Below are 26,631 nucleotides of genomic sequence, written 5' to 3'. Positions count from 1 at the left end.
CGGGGCCGGAATGCCCCTGTATGGTGCCGCCTTGACGGCGGTTCCGGTGCGGCGAGGCCCTTGTGATGCCTGGCCACAGCGGTCCGCAGTGAAGTCACAATTCCATCTCAGCCTAGTCAACAGCCAGGCTGATCACTAGCCGGGCAGCGCCGGCAAGGGCTTGTCCGGGCCGCCTCGCAGACCATTCACCGCTTAATAAATGCCGTTCACGGGCCACTCTGTGACACCGCACACATCAGCGGCGGTCAAGCATTAGTCTTGATTCCGGAACAGCTCTTTGCGGAATGTCCGTGACCAGCCGGTGCCCGACGCCGTGCAGGCGCCGAAGCCCCGGCCGGTGGCGAATGTCCCGCCCAGCAAAGATCGATGAATGATGAGGTTCACATGTCCCAGGACACCACAGGCGTCGTAGCAACCGCTTCCGCAACCGCGTCGGCAGGTGCCGCCCAGCAGGGCGAGGCACACGGCGACGCGTTCGAAAACCTGCTGCATGAGACCCGCGCCTTCCCGCCCACGCCCGAGTTCGCTGCGAACGCCGTTGTTACCGCTGCGGAGTATGAGGAGGCCGACGCCGACCGGCCGGCGTTCTGGGCAAAGAAGGCCCGCGAGCTGCTGACCTGGAGCAGGGATTTCGACCAGGCCCTTGATTGGTCCAACCCGCCATTCGCCAAGTGGTTCGTGGGCGGTGAGGTCAACGCCGCCTACAACGCGCTGGACCGTCACGTGGAGAACGGGCTGGGGGAGCGGGTGGCCATTTACTTCGAGGGCGAGCCCGGGGACACCCGTACCTACACCTACGAGCAGCTGACCGAAGAAGTGAAAAAGGCCGCCAACGCCTTCGAGTCCCTGGGTGTGGCGAAGGGCGACCGGGTGGCCGTGTACCTGCCCATGATCCCGGAGGCCGTCATCACGCTGCTGGCCTGCGCCCGGATCGGTGCGGTGCACTCGGTGGTGTTCGGCGGGTTCTCCGCCGATGCGCTTCGCTCCCGCATCGATGACGCCGAGGCCAAGCTGGTGGTGACCGCTGACGGCACCTACCGCCGCGGCAAGCCCAGCGCCCTGAAGCCCGCCGTCGACGAAGCCCTTGCGAAAGAGGGCCACACCGTTCAGAACGTGGTGGTGGTCAAGCGTAACGGCCAGGACGTGGACTGGCATGAGGGCCGGGACCACTGGTGGGCGGACACCGTGGACGCTGCCTCCGCCGAGCACACCGCCGTCGGGCATGATTCCGAGCACCCGCTCTTCATCCTGTACACCTCTGGCACCACCGGCAAGCCCAAGGGCATCCTGCACACCACCGGCGGGTTCCTCACCCAGACCGCCTACACCCACAAGGCGGTGTTCGACCTGCACCCCGAGACGGACGTCTACTGGTGCACGGCCGACGTCGGATGGGTCACCGGCCACTCCTACGTCACCTACGCCCCGCTCATCAACGGCGCAACGCAGGTCATGTACGAAGGCACGCCCGATTCCCCGCACCAGGGCCGCTGGTGGGAAATCATCGAAAAGTACAAGGTCTCCATCCTCTACACCGCGCCCACGGCCATCCGTACCTTCATGAAGTGGGGCCGCGAGATCCCGGACAAGTACGACCTCTCCGCACTTCGCGTGCTCGGTTCGGTGGGTGAACCCATCAATCCCGAAGCCTGGATGTGGTACCGGAAGGTCATCGGTGGGGATAAGACCCCCATCGTGGACACCTGGTGGCAGACCGAAACTGGCGCCCAGATGATCGCGCCCCTCCCCGGGGTCACGGCAACCAAGCCGGGGTCGGCCCAGGTGCCGCTGCCCGGCATTGCCGTGGACGTCGTCGACGAAATGGGCGAGTCCGTGCCGAACGGGCATGGCGGGTTCCTGGTGATCCGTGAGCCGTGGCCGGCCATGCTGCGCGGCATCTGGGGTGACCCGGAGCGGTTCAAAGCCACATACTGGTCCCGCTTCGAGAGCATGTACTTCGCCGGTGACGGCGCCAAGAAGGACGAGGACGGGGACATCTGGCTGCTGGGCCGCGTGGACGACGTCATGAACGTCTCCGGGCACCGGCTCTCCACCACGGAGATCGAGTCAGCCCTGGTGTCCCACCCTGCCGTGGCCGAGGCCGCCGTCGTCGGTGCCGCCGACGAAACCACCGGCCAGGCCGTCGTCGCGTTCGTCATCCTCCGCGGTGACGCCGTGGATTCCGGTGATGACATCGTCCAGGAACTCCGCAACCACGTGGGCAAGGAGATCGGGCCCATTGCCAAGCCGAAGAACATCCTCGTGGTCCCCGAACTGCCGAAGACCCGCTCCGGGAAGATCATGCGCCGCCTCCTCAAGGACGTAGCCGAAGGCCGCGACCCGGGCGACGCCACGACCCTCTCCGACCCCACGATCATGCAACAGATCGCAGCTTCCCTCAGGAAGTAGCAATTCCTGGACGACGGCGGCGCCCGCCTTGGGTGCCGCCGTCGCCGTATGCTGGGAGCAGACCTGTCCCCTGCCCGAAGGACCAGCCCGGATGCTCGCCGTCGCACGCCATGAGGCCATTTTGGACGCACTTCAGCGCGAGCGGGTTGTGCGTGTCTCGGATCTTGCGCAGCAGCTCGGCGTTTCGCTGATGACGGTCCGCCGTGACATCGAGGTGCTGGAGGAGGGCGGCCGGCTGGAGCGGATCCACGGCGGCGCCAAGCTGCCCGGTGATGCCAGCACGCATGAGCCCGGGTTCGAGCTGAAGTCCACCCAGCTGACCGTCGAGAAGCGGGCCATTGCGGTGGAGGCGGCCGGGCTGGTAACGGAGGGCATGGCCGTGGGCCTGAGCGCGGGAACCACCACGTGGGCGCTGGCGAAGGAGCTGGCCGGCGGCCCCAGAATCACCGTGGTGACCAACTCGGTGCGGATCGCGGACCTGTTCCACCATGCGGCATCGTCCGGTTCGGCCCGCTACACATCAACGGTGATCCTGATCGGCGGCGAGCGTACACCGTCGGACGCCTTGGTGGGACCCATCGCCACCGGCGCCCTGAAGCAGCTGCACCTGGACATCCTCTTCCTCGGCGTCCACGGGATGGATGCCCAGGCGGGTTTCACCACCCCCAACCTTTTGGAGGCGGAAACGGACCGGGCCTTTGTGGCGGCGGCCCGCAAGACCGTGGTCCTGGCTGACCACACGAAGTGGGGGATGCTGGGCATCAGTTCCATCGCGTCACTCGATGATGTGGACGAGGTGATCAGCGACCCCGGCCTGGGCACGGAGGCCCAGCGCATCCTTCAGGATCGGGTGGGCCGGCTGCGGCTGGCAGCTGTGCGCGAAGCTTCCTGAGGGGCCTTACTAGGGGCAGCCGCAGGACTGGCGCACGTTCAGCTTCGTTGGGAAGATGCGGTGCCGGGGCTCCTCGCCCCGGCTTGCACCCACAAGTGCTGCAACCGCTGCTTCCGCCATGGCGGTCACCGGCTGCTCCACAGTGGCCAGCGGGGGCCAGGAGTGTTCGGATTCTGCGGAAGCATCAAAAGAAGCCACGGCAATGTCACCCGGGATGCATGTCAGAGGTGGCGAAAATGGCTGTTGGCCTGTTGATCGAGGCGAGCAGCCGCTGTCCCGCAACATAACCTCCGGGGCGGGTCCTGCGCTCCTGGTCAGGGCGGAAGGGGCCCGCCCTGTTCGCCTTGGTCAGCACCCGCTCCTCTGCGGCCGAGGCACCGGGACGCATTGGCATCCCGGGGCTCGAGGCGGAGCGAAGCTACCGGGGCAGGTGGCCTTCCCCACTCCTGAAGACGCTGATTTCGGCCACACCTTCACCCAAACACAGCCGCCCGTGTGGCTTGCGGAGGGTGCCGTGGCCAACGGTACATTCCTCGCCGAGGTGGGACTGCCCATGCCCATCCTCAATCCCGAGCACGCCCTGCTGCTGCAGGTGACCGCTCTCTAGGCACGGCCCTTGCCCGTTGCCGCGCATTCCACACGTAAGAATGCGCGGCGGCGGGGCCCAGCCGCTAGATTGGCATCCATGACTGAAGCCTCCACCGAAATCGCCGGCAGCCGCACCATCCTGGTGGTCAACGGACCCAACCTGAACCTTCTGGGAACCCGAGAGCCGGAGAAGTACGGCACGTCAACGCTGGCGGACGTGGAGCAGCTGGCGGCGGAAGCGGCCAAAACGCACGGCTTGGCGGTGGAGTGCGTCCAGTCCAACCACGAGGGCGTCCTGCTCGATGTCATCCACGCAGCCAGGAACAATGCAGCGGGCATCGTCATCAACGCCGGCGCTTTCACGCACACCTCAGTGGCACTCCGTGACGCCCTCGCGGCGGTGCAGCTTCCCGCCGTCGAGGTTCACATCACCAACGTGCACCAGCGGGAGGAATTCCGTCACCACTCCTACCTGTCGCCTGTCTGCGCCGCGGTCATCGTGGGCGCAGGTGTGCTCGGCTACAAGCTGGCCATCGACTATCTGGCAGAGGTCCTCTAGCGGCGCACGGACCTATTTTTGGATGCACTGCCCGGAGGACACGGGCGAAGACAGGGACGCCGCCTGCGAAGCGACGGGATTCAGGTCGTCCATGGTGATGGCGAATCCCATGTCCGTATCCGCGGTGGCCTTTGCGAAGATCACGCCGGCAACCTGACCTTCCATGGTCAGCAGCGGCCCGCCCGAGTTTCCCGGCTCCACGTCTCCGGCAAGCCGGTAGATTTCCTCCGGCGACGCGTTGCTGCCGTAGATGTCCGGCACCAGCACAGTGGTGATGTCCTGGACCGTGGCGGGCCTTGACTGGAAGGGGCCGCCATGCGGGTAGCCGGCAAAGGCGGCAGGACTACCGCCGGGGAGGTCTGGGCTCAAGGCAAGCGGACCCGCTGGAAGATCCTCCACTGCCAGCACCGCAAGATCGTGCTTGGTGTCGAAGTAGACCACCCGCCCGGGCATTGCGCCGCCGTCGGACATCTCCACCACTGGCTCCGACACGCCCGCCACTACATGCGCATTGGTGACCACGCGGTCCTCCGAAACCACGAACCCCGTGCCTGTCTGGTTCTGGCCGCACTGGTAGGCGGTTCCCGCGATCCTCACCACTGACTCGGCGGCCCGGTTCAGGGCTGGAGTGTCGGTGCTGGCATTTGGTACGGGTACCGCGGGCCCCTGCTCCAGGCCCTCCAGCAGCGTGGGGATGCCGTTGCCGATCACCGTGGAACGCAGCTGCGCCATGGTGGCTTTGACGGGGTCGGGAGTCAGCCCGTCAATGAATCGGATCACGCGGGACTCTGCCAGCTGCTGGGACACAAACGGCACGCCCAGGGAACTGATACTGAAGGCCAGCATGGACATGACCAGCGCGGAAACCACCAAGTTCACGGCACCGCCAACCAGCCGGTCAACCGCACGCAAAGGCCGGATCCGCATCACTCCGCGAATGCTTCGCCCCACCATGGTTCCAAGGCCATGCCCCAGGACCACCAGTACGACGGCGGCCGCGACGATGGCGGTCAGCCGCCACCCCGAGTCCTGCACAAACCCGCTCACCAGGGGAACTGCGAAAAACGCAGCCACGGCCCCGGCCGCGAATCCTGCGATGCCCCCGGCTGTCACAAGGAATCCATTGCGCAGCCCGTAAACCAGGTAGGACAGCAGCGCCAGGATCAGGATCAGGTCCAGGACAGTCAAGCCGACCACGAGGGCTCCTTATTAAGCAGTTGAACCTTCATTCTAAGGGCCGACTCTGACAATAAACTGTGGGTTGCTGCCGCCCCCGAGGCCTCCCCCCGCGGCGTCTTGCCTGCCAAGTTCGTCACAGAACATTGAAAATTCTGAAACAATGGCACAAGCGCCACAGCCGATACTTTTTACTCAGGAGATTTTATGGACATCGAGGTACTGCGCCGAGCACCCCTTTTCGCCACGCTCGACGACGACGCATTCCGTCTGCTGACGGACGAGCTCACCGAGGTGGACCTGTCCCGCGGCGCATCGGTATTCCGCGAGGGCGACCAAGGTGATCAGCTGTACTTCATCGTGTCCGGCAAGGTGAAGCTGGGACGCACCTCCCCCGACGGCCGGGAATCGCTCCTGGCCATCCTGGGCCCGGGTGAACTGTTCGGCGAGATGGCCCTCTTCGATCCGAGCCCCCGCACCGCAACGGCAACGGCTGTTTCCGAGACCCGCCTGGCCGGACTCAAGAACGAGAGCCTGAACAACCTCCTCCGCAGCCGTCCTGAGGTCTCTGCGCAGCTGCTGCAGGCCTTGGCCCGCCGCCTGCGCCGCACCAACGATTCCCTGTCCGACCTCGTGTTCTCCGATGTTCCCGGTCGAGTGGCCAAGGCGCTGCTGGACCTCGCCGACCGCTTCGGCCGCCCGGCCACGGACGGAGTCCTGGTGGCCCACGAGCTCACCCAGGAAGAGCTGGCCCAGCTGGTTGGCGCGTCCCGCGAGACCGTCAACAAGGCGCTTGCCGAGTTCGTCCAGCGCGGCTGGCTGCGCCTGGAAGCCCGCGCCGTCGTCATCCTGGACATGCAGCGCCTCCGCCAGCGCTCCCGCTAATCGCTTCAGCAAAGGCCGCCCCCCGGGGCGGCCTTTTTGCGTTTGATGCCCTGACGCTCTCTCCCATCCTGCGCGTTTTTTGCGAACGTTCTTTCACTTACTGTCAGTTTTTCCCATTCCCTCTCGCACCGCATCGGAGGCACGGGCAGCCAGGTGCGGAAGCGTTGCCAAGGAACACCCGGGAAGTGATCGAGCGTTGCCGGAAAACACCCGGGAAGTGATCGAGCGTTGCCGGGAAAGCCGCGTTAAGTGAGAGAGCGTCCCGGGGCCAGCCACGCCACTGAAGGGCCGTCCGGCGGTAAAATCAGACCAGAGGTGCATGGCGATGTCTGTGGCTCTGGCTGTCTTGTTAATTCTGCTGGGCCTTGCGTCTTTGGCTGCCATAGCCGGGACGGTGGTCCTGGTGATCCGGGACGGCCGCGGTGAGATCCCTCCGGAACCCTCTCTCCGGCCCTGGAGTGCAGGAACACTGCCCAGCCGCCCCTATTCCACCCTGCGCAGGATTTAGCGTTCGCGCTGGGGGTCGTCAGGGGTGGTCTTGGCGGCTTCGACCTCGAGCATCAGCTTGCCGTCCTCTTCCACCAGGACCGGCTGGTAGACGTGGGCCTTGCGCTTGTAGCTCAGGTACGCGATGCAGCCGTTGGCCATGGCCATCTTTTCGAGCATGATCTCAGAGCCGGGAACCAGGAGTTCCCCCAGGGTGCGGCCCACGGTGTTTTCCTGGCCCACCTCGTCGCCGAGCGAAGTGGTATTGCGTCCGGCAATGACCTCGGCAGCGTTTACCCACCGGCCCCAGATTCCTTTGCCCTCAAGCAGGGTGGGCTGCTGGTTCAGCGGCACGGTTGCGGCGAAATAGCGGGTGTCGAACCGTCGGTGGGCGAAGTCCGGGGTGCGCCAGTTGACCAGGGATTTCAACAGGTCGGTCCGGACTGACAGGCCGCGCTTCGCCAGCACTTCGGGGAACGTCTTTTCCTGCTCGGCAACAGCCAGGCGGGCGCGCATCCAGTCAGGCGTTGAGGTCGCTTCCACCGTGCTGGCCATATCGGGGCCGGCAAGCAGCACGCCGGTCTCCTCGAAGAGTTCACGGATGGCGCCCAGCACGTGCCGGCGCGCCAGCCCGACGTCATCCGTTCCCATCTGCTCAGCCCAGTGCTGTGGTGACGGGCCCAGCCAGCCGACGGCGTCGTCGTCGGCTGCATCAAGCGAACCGCCGGGAAACGCAAGAACCCCCAGCGGGGAGGAACCTGGCCGGTAAGCCAGCCAGGTCTCCAGTCCCGTGGGGGAATCGCGCAGCAGTACCACCGAGGACGCCAGGCGGGCCGCCCGCGGTGTCCGTTCGCCGTGTTCGAGCCAGCTCTGTGCCGCCCCTTCAAGGTCCTGGGGAAGTGCAAAGAGCCGTCGAGCGAGGTGAGGCAAGGGAAACGACCGGCCCTAGCTGAATTCCGCTATCAGTTCGACCTCTACCGGAGAATCGAGCGGCAGGACGGAGACGCCGACGGCGGAACGGGCGTGCTGGCCCGCGTCACCGAGGACGCGTCCCAGCAGTTCGGAGGCTCCGTTGATGACGCCCGGCTGCCCCGTGAAGGACGGGTCCGAAGATACGAATCCCACAACCTTGACGACGCGGGTAATGCGGTCAAGGTCGCCGATGACGCTCTTGACGGCTGCCAGCGCGTTCACGGCGCAAATGGCTGCGTACCGCTGAGCGTCCTCGGGAGAAACGGTGGGTTCGTCGGCGAAACCTTCGGTTCCGGCGGACACTTTCCCGGTTGCCGGAAGTTTCCCGTTAACGAAGGGCAGCTGTCCGGAGGTGTAGACGTGGCTGCCGGAGATTACGGCAGGGACGTAGGCGGCTACAGGGGCGGCGACCTCGGGAAGGGCGAGGCCGAGGTCCGCAAGCCGCTGCTCAACAGCGGAAACAGGTGCTGCAGACTGGGCTTCTGCGGAGGTGCTCATGCTACTGCTTCTCCCTCTTGAGGTAGGCGACCAAGCCATTGCCGTCGGGTCCGGGGACCACCTGGACCAGCTCCCAGCCGTCGTCTCCCCACTGGTCGAGAATCTGCTTTGTGGCGTGAATAATGAGCGGAATCGTCGCGTACTCCCATTTGGTCATGAGAGAAAGACTAGTCCTTGCCGGTAAAGTGGAAAACATGGCGACTCGTACGAACCCATTATTCGACACTGCCACCACCCTCGGTAAGATCCTTGTCTTCCTTGGCGTGAGTGCAATTTGCGGTGTCCTGGTAGCAGGCCTGCTGGTTCCGGCGGCAGCAGTTTCCGGCAGTGCGGCCAGCGGTTCGATCGAGTTTTTCGACACCCTCCCCGCCGAACTGAAGGTGGATCCCCCCAACCAGACCACCAGGATCCTGGCGGCTGACGGCAGCGAGATCGCCAACGTCTACACGGAAAACCGCACGAAGGTTGCCCTGGACCAGATCTCGCCGTTCATGAAAGAGGCTGTCATCGCCGTCGAGGACAGCCGTTTTTATGAGCACGGCGGGGTGGACACCACGGGTATCCTGCGTGCGCTCGTCAGCACCGCCCGCGGCAACAGGCAGGGTGCATCCACCATCACCCAGCAGTACGTGAACAACGTCCTCAACGCAAACCTCGCCGCCGAGGGCAACGAAGACCAGATCAAGCTCAACGGTGTCAACAAGGGCGTGGGCGACAAGCTCCGCGAGATGAAGCTCGCCATTGCGCTGGAAAAGGAGTTCTCCAAGGAGCAGATCCTTGAGGGCTACCTGAACATCGTGTTCTTCAACCGCGACGCCTACGGGGTGGAGGCTGCCTCCAAGTTCTTCTTCAGCACCACTGCCAAGGACCTCACCCTCCCCCAGGCGGCGCTGCTGGCCGGGTTGGTCAACAGCCCGTCCGCCTTCGACCCCATCAACAATCCAGAGAGCTCCAAGCAGCGCCGCGACCTGGTTCTGACCCTGATGCGGGACCAGGGCAAAATCACCCAGGCTGATTACGATGCCGCCGTCGCCACCCCTGTGGAGACCAAGGTCACCCCGGCACGCCAGGGCTGCGCGTACGCGTCCACCGCGCCCTACTTCTGTGACTACGTCCTGCACCTGCTGGAGAACAACCCCGCCTACGGCGCTGACCTTGACGAGCGGAAGCGCCTGATCTACGGCGGCGGCCTGACCATCACCACAACCCTTGACCCGAACGCCCAGGCTGCCGCCCAGGAGCAGGTTAACGCCTCCGCCGGTGCCAACCCGGACAAGTGGGGCGCTGCCCTGGTGTCCGTGCAGCCGAACTCCGGCAAGATCATTTCGATGGCGCAGAACACCACCTTCCTGCCTGCCGAGGGCTCCTTCGACTCGCAGGTGAACTTCAACGTGGACAAGCTGGACAAGGACGGCAATGACCTCAACGGCCTGGGCGGCGCCCAGCCCGGCTCCACCATGAAGCCGTTCACGTTCGCCGAGTGGCTCAACGAGGGCAAGTCCATGAACACCGTGGTGAACTCGGCCCAGCGCGTCTACCCCCTGAGCTTCCCCTGGCGCCACACCTGCGGCAAGGTGACCGGCGGCTACAGCACCGTCCAAAAGAACCAGGGCCTCGGAACAGCTGACGACCTCCAGAACGCGGAACCCCAGTGGTACCGCCCACTCTCGGTCCTTGAGGGTCTCTACAACTCGATCAACACTGTCACCTTTGCCTCGGCAGCACAGCTGGACTTCTGCGGCATCCAGAAGGTGGTTGACTCGGTCGGCCTCCACAGCGGCCTCCCCTCGGCAGACGGTTCTGAGCCCAATCCGAAGATCGACATGTCCCTGCTGGGCAACCTGCTGGGTTCCACGCAAACGTCCCCGCTGACCATGGCCAGCGCCTTCGCAACGTTCGCGAATGACGGGAAGTTCTGTGAAGCCATCGCGATTACGTCGGTGACGGACCAGACCGGCGCCACGCTGCCGGCCCAGTCCACGAACTGCCGCGATGCCCTCAGGCCCGAAGTTGCCCGCGGCGTGAACTACGCCCTTCAGGAAGTGCTGAACCGCGGCTCAGGGTCTTTGATCCAGCCCCGGATCTCCACCCGGACCAACTTCCCCATCGGAGCCAAAACCGGTACGTCCAACAACAACGAGTCCACCTGGGTTGTTGGCCACACCACCGGTCTTGCAACAGCCGCCTGGTTCGGCGACCCCTTGGGCGCCCAGGACCGCCCCGGCCAGAATGTCACCGTCAATGGAAAGTTCTATAAGGGCATTGACGGTTACATGATCGCCGGTCCCATGTTCTCGAACTTCATGTCCCGCATTGCCCCAGCCTTTGGCACGGATCCCTTCCCGGCACCGCCGAGCAACCTGCTGAACGGCGGCGGCACGCGGAACACGTCCCCCGGCACGACCACACCGCAGGCCCCGCGGGCTTCGCGGGCTCCGGCTCCTGCACCCTCAGCGCCGGCAGAACCCGCCCCCGCACCCCAGCCGAGCGGCAATGGCAACGGGAACGGCAACGGAAACAACGACGACTAGTGCCAATGACAGACAGCACCCTCGCCAGCCGCGCCCGAAGCATCGGGCGCGGCTTCGCCGTCACCGCCGGAACCGGGGCAGCCGCCGGAGCGGCAGCCTTCGGGTATGGCCTGTGGGAAAAAAACCAGTTTGTCCTCCGCGAGGAGACGCTCCCCATCCTGCCGGCGGGACAGAGCCCGTTCCGCATTCTTCACCTGAGCGACATCCACTTCGTCCCTGGCCAGAAGAAGAAAGCGGCCTGGCTGCAGTCCCTGGCCGACCTGGAGCCGAACCTGGTGGTGAACACCGGCGACAACCTGAGCCACGCGAAAGCCGTGGATCCCCTCCTGGCAGCCCTGCGCCCGCTTCTCGAGTTTCCGGGCGTCTTTGTTCCCGGTTCCAACGACTACTTCGCGCCGAGCCTGAAAAACCCGGCCCTATATCTGCTCGGCCCGTCGAAGGTAAAGCCGAAAGCCAACCTGCTTGACTGGCCGCGGCTGCGGTCGGGTTTCGGGATGGCCGGCTGGGTGGATCTGACCAACCGCCACCAATCCCTGGCCCTGAACGGCATGCGGTTTGATTTCTCAGGAGTGGACGATCCCCACCTGAAACGGGAAAAGTACGCCGGCTGGCCCCGCGGAACCGTGAACCAGGATGCCAGCGACCACCTCAAAGTGGCAGTCCTGCACGCGCCCTACCAGCGGGTGCTCGACCACTTCACGGAAGAAGGCGCCGACCTCCTGCTCGCGGGACATACCCACGGCGGCCAGCTGTGCATTCCCGGCTACGGCGCCGTCGTGTCCAACTGCGACCTGCCCGCGTGGCGGGCAAAGGGCCTGAATGACTGGACCAACAATGGACGTACGACGCCGGTCAACGTCTCAGGCGGCATCGGCACCTCCCGCTTCGCCCCGGTAAGGATCGCCTGCAAACCCGAAGCCGTCCTGCTGACCCTCACCTCGCCTGCCTGACGGACTTTTTATTACGGGATGCAAAACTAGGCAAGCATATAAAGCGGCGAAGTTTTCCTGTGAACCGGCTCACCTCATGACATAGGGTAGTTGCTACGGGAAACTACATTCGTTTTAGAGCTTGAGAAGCGGGCATGGCCAAGCAAACGCAAACTTCATTTTTTCAGTCGATCAGTCGTCTCTACCCCCATGTCCGGCCCATCATTCCCCGGCTCCTGCTGGGCCTGCTCTGCGCGCTGCTCGCGAGCGTGGTTGCCCTTGCCATCCCCCAGGTCCTGCGTGTCCTGATCAACGAGTCGTTGCAGCCCGGCGGCAGCACCCAAGCCATCTGGGCATCCGCCGGGATCATCCTGGTCCTGGGCATCGCCGAGGCAGGCCTGGTTGCGCTCCGCCGCCAGTTCGTCATCAACCCGGCCACGACGGTGGAAACCCGGATGCGCGTTTCCCTCTATGACCACCTCCAGGAACTGACGGTCTCCTTCCACGACCGGTGGGGTTCCGGCCAGCTCCTGTCCCGCGCCATGACAGACCTGAACTTCCTGCGCCGCTGGATGGCATTCGGGGCCATCATGCTGGTGGTGACCACCCTCACCGTGGTCATCGGCACTGCCGTCATGTTCGCCATGAGCTGGCAGCTCGCGCTGATCTTCCTGGCCGCGGCCGTGCCCATCATGGCCTACAGCTTCCGGTTCCGGACTCGCTTCAGCAAAGTGGCCCGCCGCAGCCAGGACCAGGCGGGAGACCTGGCCACCACGGTGGAGGAATCTGTCCACGGCATTCGTGTCCTTAAGGCCTTTGGCCGCAGCCGCGAAGCATTGGACAACTTCGAAGAGCAGGCTGAGGAGCTGCGCCAAACGGAGATTGACAAGGCGCGGCACCAGGCAATGTTCACCATGATAGTCACGTTGCTGCCGGAGCTCGCCCTGGGTGCCGGCCTGGTGGTTGGCATCATGCTGTGCTCGACCGGACAACTGAGCATCGGCGCGCTGGTGGCATTTTTTGCAACCGCTGCCGTCATAGCTGCGCCGGTGGAATTTTCCGGGATGCTGCTGGCCATGGCACTCACTGCCAAGACCGCCGTCGACCGTCATTACGAGGTGATGGACTCGAAGAACACCATAACCAGCCCACCCAAGCCCCGCCGCCCACGCCAGCTGGCCGGGGCGCTGGGGTTCCACAGCGCCACTTTCGCCTTTGAGGACGCCCCGGACAAGCCCATCCTGAAGGACATCAACCTGGAAGTCCGTCCGGGCGAAACCATGGCCCTGGTGGGAATCACGGGAAGCGGCAAGAGCGCGCTCATCCAGCTGGTGCCCCGGCTCTATGACGTCACTGCGGGGTCCATCAGCATTGACGGCGTGGACCTGCGCGACTTCGATGTGGCGGAGCTCCGCCGTATCGTGGGCGTGGCCTTCGAGGACACCACCCTGTTCTCCAGCTCGGTCCGGGACAACGTCCTGCTCGGCGCCCCGGTCCGGTCTGATGCTGTCTTGGAGGAAGCCCTGGACGTTGCGCAGGCGCGCTTCGCCTATTCCCTGCCCGAGGGCGTGGACACCCTCATCGGAGAGGAAGGCCTGAGCCTGTCCGGAGGGCAGCGCCAGCGGGTTGCCCTGGCGCGCGCCATCGCTGCGCGCCCCAGCGTGCTCGTATTGGACGACCCGCTGTCCGCGCTTGATGTCCACACTGAGGAACTGGTGGAAGCGAGGCTCCGGCAGGTGCTGAAGGACACCACCACGCTGATCGTCGCCCACCGCCCGTCGACCGTGGCCCTCGCGGACCGGGTGGCGCTGCTTGAGGAAGGCAGGATTGCCGCCGTCGGAACCCACACAGAGCTGCTGGCCGGCAACGACCATTACCGTTACGTCATCGCAAGCCTGGACCAGGAGCCGCGGGATCTGGATTCGGAACTCTCGAATCTCAAGGAAGGGGCCGATATCCAGGCAGAGGAGGCCACCCGATGAGCGCCGCAGCCTTTGGCACCGCCAACGAGGACAACGCCCACCTCAGCAAGAGTGAGAGCAGGGCGGTACGACGGCGGTCGCTGGCCTTGCTGCGCTCACTGATCCGGCCGGTGCGGCTGCGGTTCTGGCTGACCATCGCCACTGTGGTCCTCTCCCAGGCCGCACGCGTGGCCGGTCCGGCGCTGATCGCCTTCGGCATCGACCACGCCCTGCCTGCCCTGCAGGCCGGGGATAACGCTCCCCTGGTGTTTACCGGCGTGGCCTACCTGCTCGCGGCGATTGCGACGGCGGGGCTCACGGCCCTGTACGTCACGTCCACGGCGAAGCTGAGCCAGGCAATGCTGCTGGACCTCCGCCTGCGGGTCTTCCGCCACACCCAGCGGCTGAGCCTCGAGTTCCACGAAAAGTACACTTCCGGCAGGATCATCGCCCGGCAGACCTCGGACCTGGAGGCCCTCCGCGAACTCCTGGACTCCGGTGTCAGCTCGCTGGCCTCCGGATTGCTGTTCATGATTTTCACGGCAGTGACGGTGTTTGCCCTGGACTGGCGGAGCGGCCTGCTGGTGCTGGCCGCCGGCGTGCCCATGTTCTTCCTGGCGCGCTGGTACCAGAAGCATTCCCAGATCACCTTCCGCGAGTCGCGCGTCGCGTCTGCGAGCCTGATTGTGCACTTTGTGGAGACCATGACCGGCATCCGTGCAGTCAAGGCCTTCCGCAAGGAACGGGAAAACTCCGAGCGCTACAGCCAGCTCGCAGAGGACTACCGGCGGGTCACCGTACGCTCCATCAACCTCAACGGCGTCTTCCAGCCGGGTCTGGTGCTGATCGGCAACGTTTGCGTGGCAGTGGTCCTGCTCTTCGGCGGCTTCCGTGTCCTGGGCGGGGACCTGGAAGTCGGCGTGCTGCTGGCGCTCATCCTCTCCACCAAACGGTTCTTCCAGCCGGTGGACCAGATGGCCATGTTCTACAACTCATTCCAAAGCGCGCAGGCTGCCCTGGAGAAGGTGTCGGGGCTGCTGGAGGAGGTGCCCACGGTCCGGCCGCCCAGAAATCCCGTTGCCCTGAAGAATGCCAAGGGTGGCATCGACTTCACGGATGTGGAGTTCCGCTATGGGGACGGCCCGGTCATCGTCCCAACCCTGAACCTGCACATCTCCGCCGGACAGACGGTTGCCCTGGTGGGGCGGACGGGTGCCGGGAAGTCCACCCTGGCCAAGCTGATAGCCCGGTTCTACGACGTCACCTCCGGTTCGCTGACCCTTGACGGGGTGGACCTCCGGGACCTCGGCACAACGGACCTGCGCCGTAACATCGTGATGGTCACGCAGGAGGCATTCCTGTTTAGCGGGTCCGTTGCCGACAACATTGCGCTGGGCCGGCCGGAGGCCTCACGGGCGGAAATCGAGGAAGCGGCGAAGGCAGTAGGTGCCCACGGTTTCATCACGGAACTGCCGGAAGGCTACGACACCGACGTCAACAAGCGCGGCGGGCGGGTCTCGTCCGGGCAGCGGCAGCTCATCAGTTTCGCCAGGGCCTTCCTTGCGTGCCCGGCCGTGCTGATCCTGGACGAGGCAACGTCCTCCCTGGACATCCCGTCCGAGAGGCTCGTGCAGCAAGGCCTGGCCAGCCTGTTGGCCGGCGCTGAAGCAGACCGCAGGACCGCACTGATCATCGCCCACCGCCTGTCCACGGTGGAAACCGCAGACAGGGTCCTGGTGGTGCACGACGGCCGCATTGTGGAGGACGGCAGCCCGGCCGAACTCATTGGCGGCGGCGGACGCTTTGCCGACCTTCATAGCGCCTGGAAGGACTCTCTGGTTTGACTCCAGTGGAAAGGACGTTCCCGGCGGCGGTTAGGCCATGAAAAACGAGCGTCCGAAGAGCAACCAATGGAGTCAACCAGTCCGCTAAGGCAGAATCGGTTTACCAGGATTTCACATCGGGACCCCAGATCGGCTATCCTTGTAAAGTTGCTTTTGCAGCGGATCGGGATGTAGCGCAGCTTGGTAGCGCGCTTCGTTCGGGACGAAGAGGTCGCAGGTTCAAATCCTGTCATCCCGACCATGACAAAGAGGGTCTCCCACTGGAGGCCCTCTTTTCGTTACCTCGATGTTATTCAAACGGATGGCCCCGGAGCTTTCGCTCCGGGGCCATCCTCGCCTCCATTGTGTGAGGAAGCTGTTTACATCGGGTCAGGCCAGTTGCCAACATAGGTGGTGTACGTGGTGTCCGTGGTCTCGGTCTTCTTGCTGTCCTTGGTCTTGCCGGACATCGGGTCGGGCCAGTTCCCGACCCTTGCCGAAATACTGGTGGAGTCCCCGAGGGAACCGGCGGACAGAACGGCCGGAGCCGCAGCAGAAAAAGCGAGGGCACCAGCCAGGGCAGCCGCAGTGGCGATCTTCTTCAACATAGTTATGTTCCTCAATACGAGTCGGATTCGTTACAAAGCCAGCACTGTCCTTGTTGACATACATTGTAAAATGTTTTCCACAGGGACTGTCAAGCATTTGGCACGAAGACTGTCCGGAAGAGGAGGAAATGCCGTGGGCAACGGATTCGGGGAGAAGCTCCGCGCGGAGCGTCTCGAACGGGGGCTGACACAGGCGGAACTGGGAAAGGACCTGTATTCCCCGAGCTATATCTCATTGCTGGAAACCGGCCGCAGGGAACCTACGGCCGAGGTCATTGAGGAACTGGCACGGAGGCTGGAACTGGCGCCCAAAGCGCTGGAGGCGTGGAGTCAGCCCATATCGGTCAGTGACGCCGAGTACGTCCTGGCGGGTTTATACGCGCGCCAGGCCTGGGACCTTCGGGACTATCCGCTGGCGGCAAGCCACGCCGCCACCGCAGCCCGGATAGCGTTGGAAGGCAGGAACACCAGCGCCTGGTGGAACATGACCTATATGCAGGCGGAGTGCCTGATCAAGCAGGGCAACTGGCAGGAATGCCAGCGCATTATGCAGCATCTGCTGGAGCACCCCATGGCCCAGGAATCCGCCGGCCTGGCGGTCCGTGCCCGCCAGATGCTCGCCGGCATCGCCCAGGGCCAGGGCCAGCTAAGCGTGGCGGTGGACCACGCCATGGAGGCGGTGAAGCTCTGCTCGCAGCTGCCGAAGGGCTCCACGCTGATCATCGGCGCACACCGTGCCCTGATCGGCGCTTTGGCTGAAAGCGGCCGGCTGGACGAGGCCTGGAAGTATTGCAAGGCCATGATCGACCACGTGGACGAGCATTCCATGTCCCAGCTTGCAGGCGAAGTGGCTTGGGTCATCGGCAACGTGGCTTTCATGCGGCACGACTACCAGGAGGGCATCAAGCACCACGAGCGCGCGGCCCGGCTGCTCTCCCCCGCCAACGACATCGAACTGTGGGCGCGGTTCAACAAAGCCTCCGCAGCCGTGCGGCTGTCGTCGGGAATCGTTGAACCAGAGACCCTTGCGTCGATCGAGCGGGCCGAGCTGGCGCTGTCCATCGTGGGCGGCAACAAGTCGGACCAGCTGGAGGTTGCCTTCATCCGCGCACGGTGGCTGTATCTGACCGGGGACATTGTTGCCGCCGTCGAGAAACTCCGGGAGATCCATGCGGAGCGGGCGTCACTGGCCAAGCACACGGCAGGGGAGGTCTCGCTGCTGCTGGGCAAATCCCTCAAGGCCGCGGGTGAACCCGAGGAAGCCCTGGTACACCTGGAGGAAGCGCAGAAAGCCTTCAGTGCGGCAGGAGCAGCTGATCGGGTCCAGCAGGCACTGGACGCTGTCCTGGAAATAAAACTGGCCCAAAAGCGCGCCGCCGCTAGCAAAGCCAGCTAAGCAAGACGCCGTCCGCCGGGAGCAGCTGGGGCTCCCGTCAGGCGAAGGTTCTCCCGGTGAGCTTCTCGTAGGCCTCGACGTAGCGGCTGCGGGTGCGGGCAACCACCTCGGCAGGCAACGCCGGCGGAGGAGTATCGGAAGACCTATCCCAGCCCGATTCGGCCGATGTGAGCCAGTCCCGTACATACTGCTTGTCATAGGATGGCTGTGCCCGGCCCGGCTGATAGGTGGCAGCATCCCAGAACCGTGAGGAATCCGGCGTCAGCACTTCATCTCCCAGTGTGATGGATCCCGAGACCGGATCGTAACCGAACTCCACCTTCGTATCCGCCAGGATGATCCCGCGCTCCCGCGCAATCTTCTCGGCAGTGGTGTAGATATTCAGCGTGAGCTCGCTCAGTCGGGCGGCAATGTCGTCACCCACCATCGCCACCACAGCGTCGTAGGTGATGTTCTCGTCATGCTCGCCCACCTCGGCCTTGGCAGACGGAGTGAAGATGGCGTGCTCCAGCCGCGAACCGTCCACCAGGCCTTCCGGCAGGGGGATGCTGCACACGGTCCCCGAAGAACGGTACTCCTGCAGGCCTGAGCCGGTGAGGTAGCCGCGGGCGATGCATTCCACCGGGAACATGTCCAGCTTCTTGCAGATCATGGCGCGGCCCTCAACCTCGGCCGGCACGCCGTCCTCCACGGTGGATCCCAGCACATGGTGTTCCACGTCCAGCTGGTCAAACCACCACAGGCTCAGCTGGGTAAGGATGCGTCCCTTGTCCGGGATCCCGCTGGAGAGGACGTGGTCGAACGCACTGATCCGGTCGCTGGCAACCACCAGCACGCAGTCCTGGCCGACCCGCTGCACGATGGCCTCGTCAGCCGGCTCATAGAGGTCCCTGACTTTCCCGGAGTAGACGTGTGTCCATCCCGGCAGGTCAAGTGTCTTCGTGCTGAAGCCGCGGGGTGATGGGGTTTCGCTCATGCTAGGCCTTCGTCTTGTTCTGGGATGGGGCAGCGCCGGAGGGAACCTTGATCTCCCCGCGAGCGGCCTTGCCACCGATGTCACTGCGGAACTGCGAGCCCTCAAGCTGCACCAGTTCCACGCCGTCGTACGCTTTTTCGCGCGCCTCAACCAGGTCGCTGCCCAGCGCGACGACGGCAAGCACGCGGCCACCGGCGGACACCACTTTGCCGTCCTCGTCAAAGGCGGTGCCGGCGTGGATGACGTGCACGCCCTCCAGCTCCTCCACCTTCTTCAGTCCCCGGATGCGGTCCCCGGTACGCGGGGTGTCCGGGTAGTTTTCGGCGGCTACGACGACGGCGACAGCAGTTTCCTTCGCCCAGCGCAGCTCTTCCGCCTTGTCCAGTTCGCCCTTGGCGGCTGCGAGCAGCAGGGCGCCGAGCGGAGTCTTGAGCCGCGCCAGGACGGCCTGGGTTTCCGGATCGCCGAAGCGGACGTTGAATTCGATCACGCGGGTGCCGCGCGAGGTAAGTGCCAGCCCCACGAACAGGACGCCGACGAATGGGGTGCCGCGGCGGGCCATCTCATTGACGGTGGGCTGCGCCACCCGGTCAATGACTTCCTGGACCAGGCCTTCGGGCGCCCACTCCAGCGGGGTGTAGGCGCCCATGCCGCCGGTGTTCGGGCCTTCGTCATTGTCGAAGATCCGCTTGAAGTCCTGGGCAGGTGAGAGCGCAACGGTGTTGTGGCCGTCGCAGAGGACGAAGAGGGAGACCTCGGGTCCGTCCAGGAACTCCTCGATCACCACGGAACCGCCCGCATCAAAGCAGGACTGGGCGTGGGCCAGGGCTTCCCCGCGGTCTTTGGTAACCACCACGCCCTTGCCGGCGGCAAGTCCATCGTCCTTCACCACATACGGTGCGCCAAAGGTGTCCAGCGCGGACGCGGCTTCCTCCGCGTTGGTGGCAACCATGGCCATGGCCGTGGGAACCCCGGCCTCCGCCATGATCTCCTTGGCGAACGCCTTGGAGGCCTCAAGCTGCGCGGCGGCTTTGCTGGGGCCGAACACGGGGATACCGGCTTCACGGACGGCGTCGGAAACACCTGCTGCCAACGGCGCCTCGGGACCCACCACCACCAGGTCAACGGTCAGCTTAGTGGCCAGCGCGGCCACGGCCTCGGGATCATTGGCGTTGATCTTATGGGTGGGGACCAGCCTGCTGATGCCGGCGTTTCCGGGAGCTGCGTGGACCTCGGACACGTTGGGGTCTGCGAGCAGGGAGCGGACAATGGCGTGTTCGCGGCCTCCGGGGCCAATGACGAGTACCTTCACAGTCTCCAAGCCTACTTTGTGCACCCTGCCCGCTCCTAAGCTGTGTCTTTCCCTGCCGGCACATCAATCCGGGAGCCCGCCCGCTCCGAATCCTCTTCATGAAGAAGATGACGGACTGGCTCAAAGGACCCGCCGCAATGGCCGCGCTGGCAGGCGTGGTGGCTGCCGCCGTCGTCCTTGCCGTGGCCGAACTGCTCGGGGCGTTCTTCACTGCCCGCGCCACTCCGATGATCGCCCTGGGATCTACCTTCATCGACTTCACGCCGTCCTGGCTGAAGGACTTTGCCATCGCCACGTTCGGCACCAATGACAAGGCGGCGCTCTTCGTGGGCATGGGCCTGACCATCGCCGTGCTGGCCTGCGCACTGGGGGTCGTGGCGTACCGGCGGTGGGCATGGGGAGTGCTGGGCGTCCTGTTCATGGGCGGTGTCATTGTGGCCAGCGTGGTCACGCGGGCGGGGGTCGGAGCCCTCGACGCCGTCCCATCGGTGGTGGGAACCTTCGCCGGGTTGCTGGTGCTGCGCCTGCTGGTGGCCAGGGTCCGGGGCGTGCAGACGTGGCCGGAAGTGCCGGCCAGCGCCGCCGTTGACGCTGACCCCAGGGAAGACGCTCCCCGCCCGGGGGCGAGCCGCCGCCGCTTTTTCGCGGCCGCAGGAATCACGGCGGCCGCCGCCGGCCTGGCCGCCACAGGCGGAAGGCTGCTAGGTGCAGCCCGCAGCAACATTCTCCAGGCCCGCGATGCGTTGCAGCTCCCCGCCCCGGCCAGGCCTGCTCCGGCTGTTCCGGCGGGAGTCCAGTCACCCGTGCCGGAAGTTACGCCGTGGCTGACGCCGAACGGCGAGTTTTACCGCATTGATACCGCCCTCAGCGTGCCGGAGATCGATGTGGACAATTGGGAGCTCCGCGTGCACGGCATGGTTGAGGAGGAGGTCCGCCTCACCTTCCAGGACCTGCTCGACGCCAAGCTGATCGAGTCCCACGTCACGCTTACCTGTGTGTCCAATCCGGTGGGCGGAAACCTGGCCGGAAACGCGAGATGGCTGGGCCTGCCCCTCCGCGAGGTATTGAAGCAGGCCAGGCCGATGGCCGGCGCCGACATGGTGCTCTCCACGTCCGTCGACGGTTTCAGCGCTTCCACCCCGTTGGAGGTCCTGCAGGACGACCGGGACGCCATGCTGGCTATCGGTATGAACGGCGGGCCGCTGCCGCTGGAGCACGGCTATCCCGTACGGATGGTGGTCCCCGGTCTGTACGGATTTGTTTCCGCCACCAAATGGGTGGTTGACCTCGAAGTGACCCGGTTCGCTGACAGCAGGGCGTACTGGACAGAGCGCGGCTGGTCGGAGCGCGGGCCGATCAAGACCATGGCCCGGGTGGACGTGCCCAAGTCCTTCGCCAAGGTGCCCGCCGGGACAGTTGCCGTGGGTGGGACGGCCTGGGCCCAGACGCGCGGCATCTCCAAAGTGGAGGTCCAGGTGGACGACGGCGAGTGGATGGAGGCGGATCTCTCTGCAGAGGCTTCACTGATTACCTGGCGGCAATGGTCCTTGCAGTGGGAGGCCGCTCCCGGGCAGCACTACCTCAAGGTCCGGGCTACGGACGGCACGGGCGAAGTGCAGACGGACCAGCGGGCAGACCCGGTTCCCGACGGCGCGTCCGGCTGGCAATCCGTCATGGTAACCGTCCAGTAGCGCGGCATTCGAAAGGGCGGCCCCTAGACTGGCACCATGCCCCACAACCCGCATGCCACCTTTACCGTCGACTCCGCAGTGGAACTGGCCGTGATTGAACGGAGCGGTTTCGTGGAGTCGCGGCACATCGGATCTGCCGTGCTCCTGGCAGCGGACGGAACCGTGGTCACCGAACTTGGCGACATCACCACGCCCGTTTATGCCAGGTCCACCCTCAAACCGTTCCAGGCCCTGGCCGCCATGCAGTCCGGCGTTCCGCTGCGCGGAGCCCAGGTGGCCGTGGCCTGCGGCAGCCACACAGGATCCCTGGACCACATGGACGTGGTTGCCGGGATGCTCAAGGCGGCAGGCGTGCGCGAGGACCAGCTGCAGTGCCCGGAGGCCTGGCCGCAGGACGAGACGGCCCGTAACTGGCTGGTGCGGTCGGAAAACGGCAAGTCCCGCCTGGCCTACAACTGTTCCGGCAAGCACGCCGCCTTCCTCTGGGCCTGCACCGAGAACGGCTGGGATACTCACAGCTACCTGGAACCCAACCATCCGCTGCAGCAACGAATCCGTACGGTGATCGAGGAATACACGGGCGAGAAGATCGCCCATCTCGGCGTTGACGGCTGCGGGGCGCCCGTGGCGGCGGTGTCCCTCAAGGGCCTGTCCAAGGGATATTCCCAGCTGGCGAAAGCCCCGGGCGACCAGAGTTTCAGCGCCCGTGCTGCCACCATTGCCACCTCCATGCTGGACTATCCCTGGGCGGTGCAGGGCATCGGCGAGGCCAACACCCTGGTCATGGACGAGCTGGAAATTATCGCCAAGATCGGCGCAGAAGGTGTCCTGGCGATGGCCACGGCGCAGGGTGTTTCAGTGGCAGTGAAAATCCTGGACGGCAACGTGCGTGCCACGTCGCTCGTGGCTTTGACCCTCCTGGCAGCGGCCGGCGCGGTGGATATCCCTGGCGTTGCGAGCGTCCTCGAGAAAGTGGTTGATCCCGTCATGGGCGGTGGCCGGCCAGTGGGCAGGATCCGGCTTGGCCCGGCTGTTTCGGCGCTGCTGGACTAGCGGTCACCGCACACTGCTAATCTGGTTGCCTTTGCCGCCCGCATCCTTAAGTGAAAGAAGCCGGAACCATGGCTGTTGCCCGTCGCCGCATCGACCCGGAGGAAGGCGCCGCCGCTCTCGCCGCGTGGCGGGAAGCCGCTGCGCCGCCGTCGGACATTCCCGTTCCGCGTGCCGTGCTCGCCACTGCTGTCCGCTATTCCCTGGAGGAAGTCACCGCGCGGGCGCCCGGCAACTCCGTGGAGGTGCGCGTGCCGCCTTTCGGCGTCACGCAGTGCGTGGAGGGGCCGCGGCACACACGCGGAACGCCGCCCAACGTCATTGAGTGCGACGCCGCCACGTGGCTCGGGATGGTGACCGGTCAGCTGACGTGGGCTGATGCTGTCACTGCCGGCAAGGTCGCAGCCTCGGGGCTCCGGGCAGACCTCTCGGCGCTGTTGCCCCTTTAGTCCCGCTTTAGCCGCGGCCGATGAACGGCATGCCGGCGGCGGTCACCACCACGGAACCGACGCTGGCAGACGGCGGCATGTTGGCCATCATGAGCACGGCACGGGCTGCGTCCTCCACAGGAAAGGTGGGTTCAACCCGGCGGCTGCCGTCAGCCTGGAGTGCGCCTTCGCCTACGCCGATGGTGTCCATGATCTCCGTTGCCGTGTTGCCGATATCGATCTGACCGCAGGTGATGCCAAAGCCCCGGCCGTCCAACTCGATGCTTTTGGTCAGCCCGGTCATGGCGTGCTTGGTCACTGCGTAAGCCACCGTCCGGGGCCGGGGCGAGTGCGCGGAAATGGAGCCGTTGTTAATGATCCGCCCGCCCTGCGGCTGCTGCGCCTTCATGGTCCTGACGGCGGCCGCCGCGCACAGCATGGATCCGGTGAGGTTAACCGCGACGGTGGCGTCCCAGTCCGCCAGCGAGATTTCATCCACGCTGGCGGACGGGCCGAACACACCTGCGTTGTTGAACAGCAGGTCCACCCTCCCCCACCTTTGGCGGGCGGCCTCGAAAAGGTGCTCGACGTCGTCGGGCCGGGTGATGTCGCAGATGACCGGAAGCGCGTGGGGATGGCCGTCCGCCGTCTCCACCAGCTGCGCCTCACGCCGTCCGGCAAGGGCAACACCGTAACCGTCGGCCAGGAGCAGGCGGGCCACCGCCCGACCGATGCCGGAGCCTGCCCCGGTAACCACCGCCACGCGCGCCGGGATCTGGGGACTGTTCACACGGTTCTCCTCGTACTGACACTTGTTCCCTGGCCGCAGCAGCTAGAGCGAAGCCTGCACGGCGGGACTGTTCAGCGGCCAGCCTATGACGGTCTTGGGCCGCGGCGCAGCGTACGTCCGGACCTTCGAGGTGGACAGGCCCATGCGCACCAGGGATTCGGCGATGGTCACGGCGGACGCCACACCGTCCACCACGGGTACGCCCGCCCGGCGCCGGATCTGCTCGTCCAGGCCCGCCATGCCTCCGCAGCCCAGCACGATCACTTCGGCTTTGTCCTGGCTGACGGCCTGCATTGCCTGGCTGATGATGGCTTCCACCGCCCGTTCCGGTTCTTCCTCAAGCTCCAGGACGGCCATGCCGCTGGCCCGGATGGAAGCACACCTGGCATCCAGGCCGGCCAGCTTGAGCCGGTCCTCAATCAGCGGCACGGTCCGGTCCAGGGTGGTGACCACCGAATACCTATGGCCCAGGAACATGGCCGTGCTGGCGGCGGCCTCGGTAATGTCCACCACTGGAACGTCCAGCAGTTCCTGCAGTCCCTCCCGTCCGTGCTCGCCGTAGCCCGCCTGGACGACGGCGTCGAACGGGTCAGGGTAGGAGGTCACAGCGTCCATCACGGCGATGGCCGCCAGGTAGCTCTCGAAATTGCCTTCACAGGAGTCGGCGCCGAAGCGTGGCGTGATGCCCACGATTTCCGTTCCCGGCGCCGCAATACTGCGGGCCTGCGCGGTGATGGACTCCGTCATGGAGGCGGTGGTGTTGACGTTCGCAACGAGTATGCGCATGGGCTTTCCTTAGTGGGTGCTGGCGACGGCGATGGTCTCGCCGTCGCGGTCTTCGAGGCGCTGCGAGCGGTCGGCGACGAAGAAGTACACCACGGCCGCGATGCCGGCCGCGAAGAACCAGGCGAAGGGTGCTGCCGGGGCCAGTGCGGGGACAAACGCAATGAGGAGCGCCAGGACGGCTGCCGGCACCATGGCAATGATTGCCCTGGGGTTGACGCCGTTCCTGTAATGGTAGGCACCTTCCGGGGAGGCGGTGTACAGCTCAGGGACGTTGACCTTGCCGCGGCGGATCAGCCAGTAGTCAGCCATTACGACGCCGAACAGCGGGCCCAGCAGGGCACCGAGGCCGCCGAGGAAGTACACGATGACCAAGGGGTTGTTGTAGAGGTTCCACGGCAGGATGACCAGTCCGATAACGGCGCTGGCGATGGCCGCCCTGCGGAAGTTCAGGTGCTTGGGGAGCAGGTTGGTCAGGGCGTAGACGGGGGCCACGAAGTTGGCCATGAGGTTCACCGCGATGGTAAGGATCAGCAGGGCCAGGCATGCGAGGACCAGGAACAACGTGTTGGGGATGGTTTGGACGATGTCCGAGGGGCTTTCAATGATGGTGCCGTTGATCTTGAACTGGCCGCCTGCCATGACGACGACGATGGCCCCGAAGACGAGCATGTTGATGGGGATGCCCCAGAAGTTGCCCCGGACCACTGCCTTCTTCGAGACAGCGGAGCGGGTGAAGTCGCAGAAGTTCAGGACAAAGGTGCCGTAGATCGAGACCCAGAGAGCTCCGCCGGCGAAGATGGTGAGCCACATTTCGGGACCTTCAAGGGCATTGTTTGAGGACCAGGCGATTGAGCCGCCTGCCTCGACGAAGATCCAGACGGCGATGGCCGCCATGGTGGCCAGGATGACGGGTCCGGCGAACGCCTCGTACTTGCGGATCATCTCCATACCGAAGCTGACGATCACCAGCTGTACAACCCAGAGAATAACGAATGCGATCCAGCCGAGAGTGGAGAGTCCGAGGATGGAGTCCTTGTCCAGCCCGCCGAGTGCCGGGAACATTGCCACGAGCATGACGCGGAAGACAACGGAGGCCAGGTAGGTCTGGATGCCGAACCAGGCGATGGCGACGGCGCCGCGGAGCAGGCTGGCAATTTGGGCGCCGCGAATGCCGAAGCTGATCCGGCTCATCACCGGGAAGGGAACACCGGTCTTGACGCCCATGAAACCGGAAAGGTTCAGGAGGCCGAAAAGCAGGGCAGCCCCGATACCCAGCGCGAGCAGGATCTGCCAGCCCCCGAGTCCGAGGGCGAACAATCCGATGGCGAAGGCATAGTTGCCGAGGCTGTGGACATCGTTGGCCCAGAGGGTGAAGATGCTGTAGCCCGACCAGCTGCGGCCGGCACGTTTGGTGGGGGCAAGGTCCGCGTTGTAAAGCGTGGGGCTGATGTCTTGGCCTGATGCTGCGCTCGCTGATGCACAGATATCTTCAACACTGGCGGACTGGTGGCCAGGCACAACCGGCTTCACTGTCGGGTCCTGGATCGCGTCAACGCCGACCTGGGGAGGGGTCTGCATAATGCGTCTCAATTCTGGAGGGGATTTCGTGGCGGTGAGACCGGCTGATCGCCGTTTCTGTTATTCCACATCGCGAAATCAAGATATTGGATAGTGGAACAACTGTATGACCTGGATCACTGCGGGTCAAGAGCCGGTAAGCTTGGCGCCAGTCACAAACGGCGCATTATGGGCGCCTTAGGCATTTGGGGGGCAAGCCGCGACCGCCTGTTTGACCGGCCGTCCTGAAGCTGGCTAATCTCGGAAATCAATAATGCTTTCTCGCATTATGAAAAGGCCCAAGGATTCAAAGACGAAATGAGGCTGC

23 protein-coding genes, 1 tRNA gene and 2 pseudogenes are annotated in these 26,631 nt (G+C 64.9%); 15 read left to right on the top strand and 11 right to left on the bottom strand.

Annotated elements, in window-relative coordinates; translation table 11 throughout:
- The first annotated feature begins 384 nt into the window (after window positions 1-384).
- Together acs and FDW81_RS13560 are read left to right on the top strand one after the other, a co-directional pair.
- The gene (acs, locus tag FDW81_RS13565) at window positions 385-2,409 is read left to right on the top strand and encodes an acetate--CoA ligase (protein ID WP_138134771.1); all 2,025 of its coding nucleotides are present in this window, start codon (window positions 385-387) and stop codon (window positions 2,407-2,409) included.
- Window positions 2,410-2,500: 91 nt separating this feature from the next.
- Window positions 2,501-3,301, top strand: a complete 801-nt coding sequence (locus FDW81_RS13560) for a DeoR/GlpR family DNA-binding transcription regulator (protein WP_138134705.1) — start codon at window positions 2,501-2,503, stop codon at window positions 3,299-3,301.
- 9 nt (window positions 3,302-3,310) lie between these two features.
- Here FDW81_RS13560 and FDW81_RS13555 read toward each other — a convergent pair.
- A pseudogene (locus FDW81_RS13555) lies at window positions 3,311-3,602 on the bottom strand (substrate-binding domain-containing protein); the annotation flags it as partial.
- Between the two features lie 31 nt (window positions 3,603-3,633).
- Between FDW81_RS13555 and FDW81_RS13550 the strand changes: the two are divergent.
- Both FDW81_RS13550 and aroQ read left to right on the top strand, forming a co-directional pair.
- Window positions 3,634-3,908, top strand: a pseudogene (locus FDW81_RS13550) (alpha-galactosidase); the annotation flags it as partial.
- A 78-nt stretch (window positions 3,909-3,986) separates the two neighbouring features.
- Window positions 3,987-4,448, top strand: coding sequence for a type II 3-dehydroquinate dehydratase (gene aroQ, locus FDW81_RS13545; protein WP_138134704.1), 462 nt, complete (start codon window positions 3,987-3,989; stop codon window positions 4,446-4,448).
- A gap of 12 nt (window positions 4,449-4,460) precedes the next feature.
- On the opposite strand, the gene FDW81_RS13540 is transcribed toward aroQ, so the two are convergent.
- Window positions 4,461-5,645 carry a MarP family serine protease gene (locus FDW81_RS13540; RefSeq protein ID WP_138134703.1) on the bottom strand — a complete coding sequence of 395 codons (1,185 nt, stop codon included), beginning with the start codon at window positions 5,643-5,645 and terminating at the stop codon, window positions 4,461-4,463.
- A gap of 186 nt (window positions 5,646-5,831) precedes the next feature.
- Here FDW81_RS13540 and FDW81_RS13535 point away from each other — a divergent pair, with 186 nt between their 5' ends.
- The gene (locus FDW81_RS13535) at window positions 5,832-6,509 is read left to right on the top strand and encodes a Crp/Fnr family transcriptional regulator (RefSeq protein ID WP_138134702.1); all 678 of its coding nucleotides are present in this window, start codon (window positions 5,832-5,834) and stop codon (window positions 6,507-6,509) included.
- 319 nt (window positions 6,510-6,828) lie between these two features.
- The gene (locus FDW81_RS18225) at window positions 6,829-7,017 is read left to right on the top strand and encodes a hypothetical protein (protein ID WP_138134701.1); all 189 of its coding nucleotides are present in this window, start codon (window positions 6,829-6,831) and stop codon (window positions 7,015-7,017) included.
- Here FDW81_RS18225 and FDW81_RS13525 read toward each other — a convergent pair.
- The 3 genes from FDW81_RS13525 to FDW81_RS13515 are packed head-to-tail and all read right to left on the bottom strand — an operon-like array spanning window position 7,014 to window position 8,622.
- Complete coding sequence (locus FDW81_RS13525; protein ID WP_138134700.1) at window positions 7,014-7,925, bottom strand: NUDIX hydrolase; 912 nt, start codon at window positions 7,923-7,925, stop codon at window positions 7,014-7,016. The two genes, FDW81_RS18225 and FDW81_RS13525, sit on opposite strands and share 4 nt — an antisense overlap.
- Window positions 7,926-7,940: 15 nt before the next feature.
- Entirely contained in the window at window positions 7,941-8,465 is a 525-nt protein-coding gene (locus tag FDW81_RS13520) for a RidA family protein (RefSeq protein ID WP_138134699.1), read from the bottom strand.
- A gap of 1 nt (window position 8,466) precedes the next feature.
- A complete protein-coding gene (locus FDW81_RS13515; RefSeq protein WP_003797879.1) occupies window positions 8,467-8,622 on the bottom strand; it encodes a DUF4177 domain-containing protein in 156 nt (51 codons plus the stop codon).
- Window positions 8,623-8,659: 37 nt separating this feature from the next.
- Between FDW81_RS13515 and FDW81_RS13510 the strand changes: the two genes are divergently transcribed.
- The 5 genes from FDW81_RS13510 (at window position 8,660) to FDW81_RS13490 (ending at window position 15,971) form a co-directional block, all read left to right on the top strand.
- Window positions 8,660-10,996, top strand: a complete 2,337-nt coding sequence (locus FDW81_RS13510; RefSeq protein WP_138134698.1) for a transglycosylase domain-containing protein — start codon at window positions 8,660-8,662, stop codon at window positions 10,994-10,996.
- 5 nt (window positions 10,997-11,001) lie between these two features.
- Window positions 11,002-11,946, top strand: coding sequence for a metallophosphoesterase (locus FDW81_RS13505; protein WP_171027211.1), 945 nt, complete (start codon window positions 11,002-11,004; stop codon window positions 11,944-11,946).
- Window positions 11,947-12,080: 134 nt separating this feature from the next.
- Complete coding sequence (locus FDW81_RS13500; protein WP_138134696.1) at window positions 12,081-13,907, top strand: ABC transporter ATP-binding protein; 1,827 nt, start codon at window positions 12,081-12,083, stop codon at window positions 13,905-13,907.
- Window positions 13,904-15,730 carry an ABC transporter ATP-binding protein gene (locus FDW81_RS13495; RefSeq protein ID WP_138134695.1) on the top strand — a complete coding sequence of 609 codons (1,827 nt, stop codon included), beginning with the start codon at window positions 13,904-13,906 and terminating at the stop codon, window positions 15,728-15,730. The genes FDW81_RS13500 and FDW81_RS13495 overlap by 4 nt, the downstream gene beginning before the upstream one ends.
- Window positions 15,731-15,894: 164 nt before the next feature.
- A tRNA-Pro gene (locus FDW81_RS13490) sits at window positions 15,895-15,971 on the top strand.
- Between the two features lie 118 nt (window positions 15,972-16,089).
- Here FDW81_RS13490 and FDW81_RS13485 read toward each other — a convergent pair.
- Window positions 16,090-16,317 (bottom strand): hypothetical protein, encoded by a 228-nt coding sequence (locus tag FDW81_RS13485; RefSeq protein ID WP_138134694.1) that lies wholly within the window; start codon window positions 16,315-16,317, stop codon window positions 16,090-16,092.
- 133 nt (window positions 16,318-16,450) lie between these two features.
- On the opposite strand from FDW81_RS13485, the gene FDW81_RS13480 reads away from it, so the two are divergent.
- Window positions 16,451-17,713: a helix-turn-helix transcriptional regulator gene (locus tag FDW81_RS13480; protein ID WP_138134693.1), complete on the top strand. Its 1,263-nt coding sequence runs from the start codon at window positions 16,451-16,453 to the stop codon at window positions 17,711-17,713.
- 37 nt (window positions 17,714-17,750) lie between these two features.
- On the opposite strand, the gene FDW81_RS13475 is transcribed toward FDW81_RS13480, so the two are convergent.
- Together FDW81_RS13475 and purD are read right to left on the bottom strand one after the other, a co-directional pair.
- Window positions 17,751-18,689, bottom strand: coding sequence for a phosphoribosylaminoimidazolesuccinocarboxamide synthase (locus FDW81_RS13475; protein ID WP_138134692.1), 939 nt, complete (start codon window positions 18,687-18,689; stop codon window positions 17,751-17,753).
- A 1-nt stretch (window position 18,690) separates the two neighbouring features.
- On the bottom strand, window positions 18,691-20,001 hold the full coding sequence (gene purD, locus FDW81_RS13470) for a phosphoribosylamine--glycine ligase (protein ID WP_138134770.1): 1,311 nt from the start codon (window positions 19,999-20,001) through the stop codon (window positions 18,691-18,693).
- Window positions 20,002-20,099: 98 nt separating this feature from the next.
- On the opposite strand from purD, the gene FDW81_RS13465 reads away from it, so the two are divergent.
- The 3 genes from FDW81_RS13465 (at window position 20,100) to FDW81_RS13455 (ending at window position 23,191) form a co-directional block, all read left to right on the top strand.
- Entirely contained in the window at window positions 20,100-21,692 is a 1,593-nt protein-coding gene (locus tag FDW81_RS13465) for a molybdopterin-dependent oxidoreductase (RefSeq protein ID WP_138134691.1), read from the top strand.
- Between the two features lie 36 nt (window positions 21,693-21,728).
- Window positions 21,729-22,745: an asparaginase gene (locus tag FDW81_RS13460; RefSeq protein ID WP_138134690.1), complete on the top strand. Its 1,017-nt coding sequence runs from the start codon at window positions 21,729-21,731 to the stop codon at window positions 22,743-22,745.
- A 68-nt stretch (window positions 22,746-22,813) separates the two neighbouring features.
- Entirely contained in the window at window positions 22,814-23,191 is a 378-nt protein-coding gene (locus FDW81_RS13455) for a sterol carrier family protein (RefSeq protein ID WP_138134689.1), read from the top strand.
- Between the two features lie 7 nt (window positions 23,192-23,198).
- On the opposite strand, the gene FDW81_RS13450 is transcribed toward FDW81_RS13455, so the two are convergent.
- Genes FDW81_RS13450 through FDW81_RS13440 form a run of 3 tightly spaced genes read right to left on the bottom strand, consistent with a single transcriptional unit; the run spans window position 23,199 to window position 26,324 of the window.
- Window positions 23,199-23,960, bottom strand: a complete 762-nt coding sequence (locus FDW81_RS13450; protein WP_138134688.1) for an SDR family oxidoreductase — start codon at window positions 23,958-23,960, stop codon at window positions 23,199-23,201.
- A gap of 42 nt (window positions 23,961-24,002) precedes the next feature.
- Window positions 24,003-24,746: an aspartate/glutamate racemase family protein gene (locus FDW81_RS13445; protein ID WP_138134687.1), complete on the bottom strand. Its 744-nt coding sequence runs from the start codon at window positions 24,744-24,746 to the stop codon at window positions 24,003-24,005.
- A gap of 9 nt (window positions 24,747-24,755) precedes the next feature.
- Window positions 24,756-26,324 carry an NCS1 family nucleobase:cation symporter-1 gene (locus FDW81_RS13440; RefSeq protein ID WP_138134686.1) on the bottom strand — a complete coding sequence of 523 codons (1,569 nt, stop codon included), beginning with the start codon at window positions 26,322-26,324 and terminating at the stop codon, window positions 24,756-24,758.
- Window positions 26,325-26,631 lie beyond the last annotated feature (307 nt).

Source organism: Pseudarthrobacter sp. NamB4, assembly GCF_005796185.1.
Classification (GTDB): Bacteria; Actinomycetota; Actinomycetes; order Actinomycetales; family Micrococcaceae; genus Arthrobacter.
Note: the sequence above shows the minus strand (reverse complement) of the source record. Positions and strands in the feature narration are given on the sequence as shown.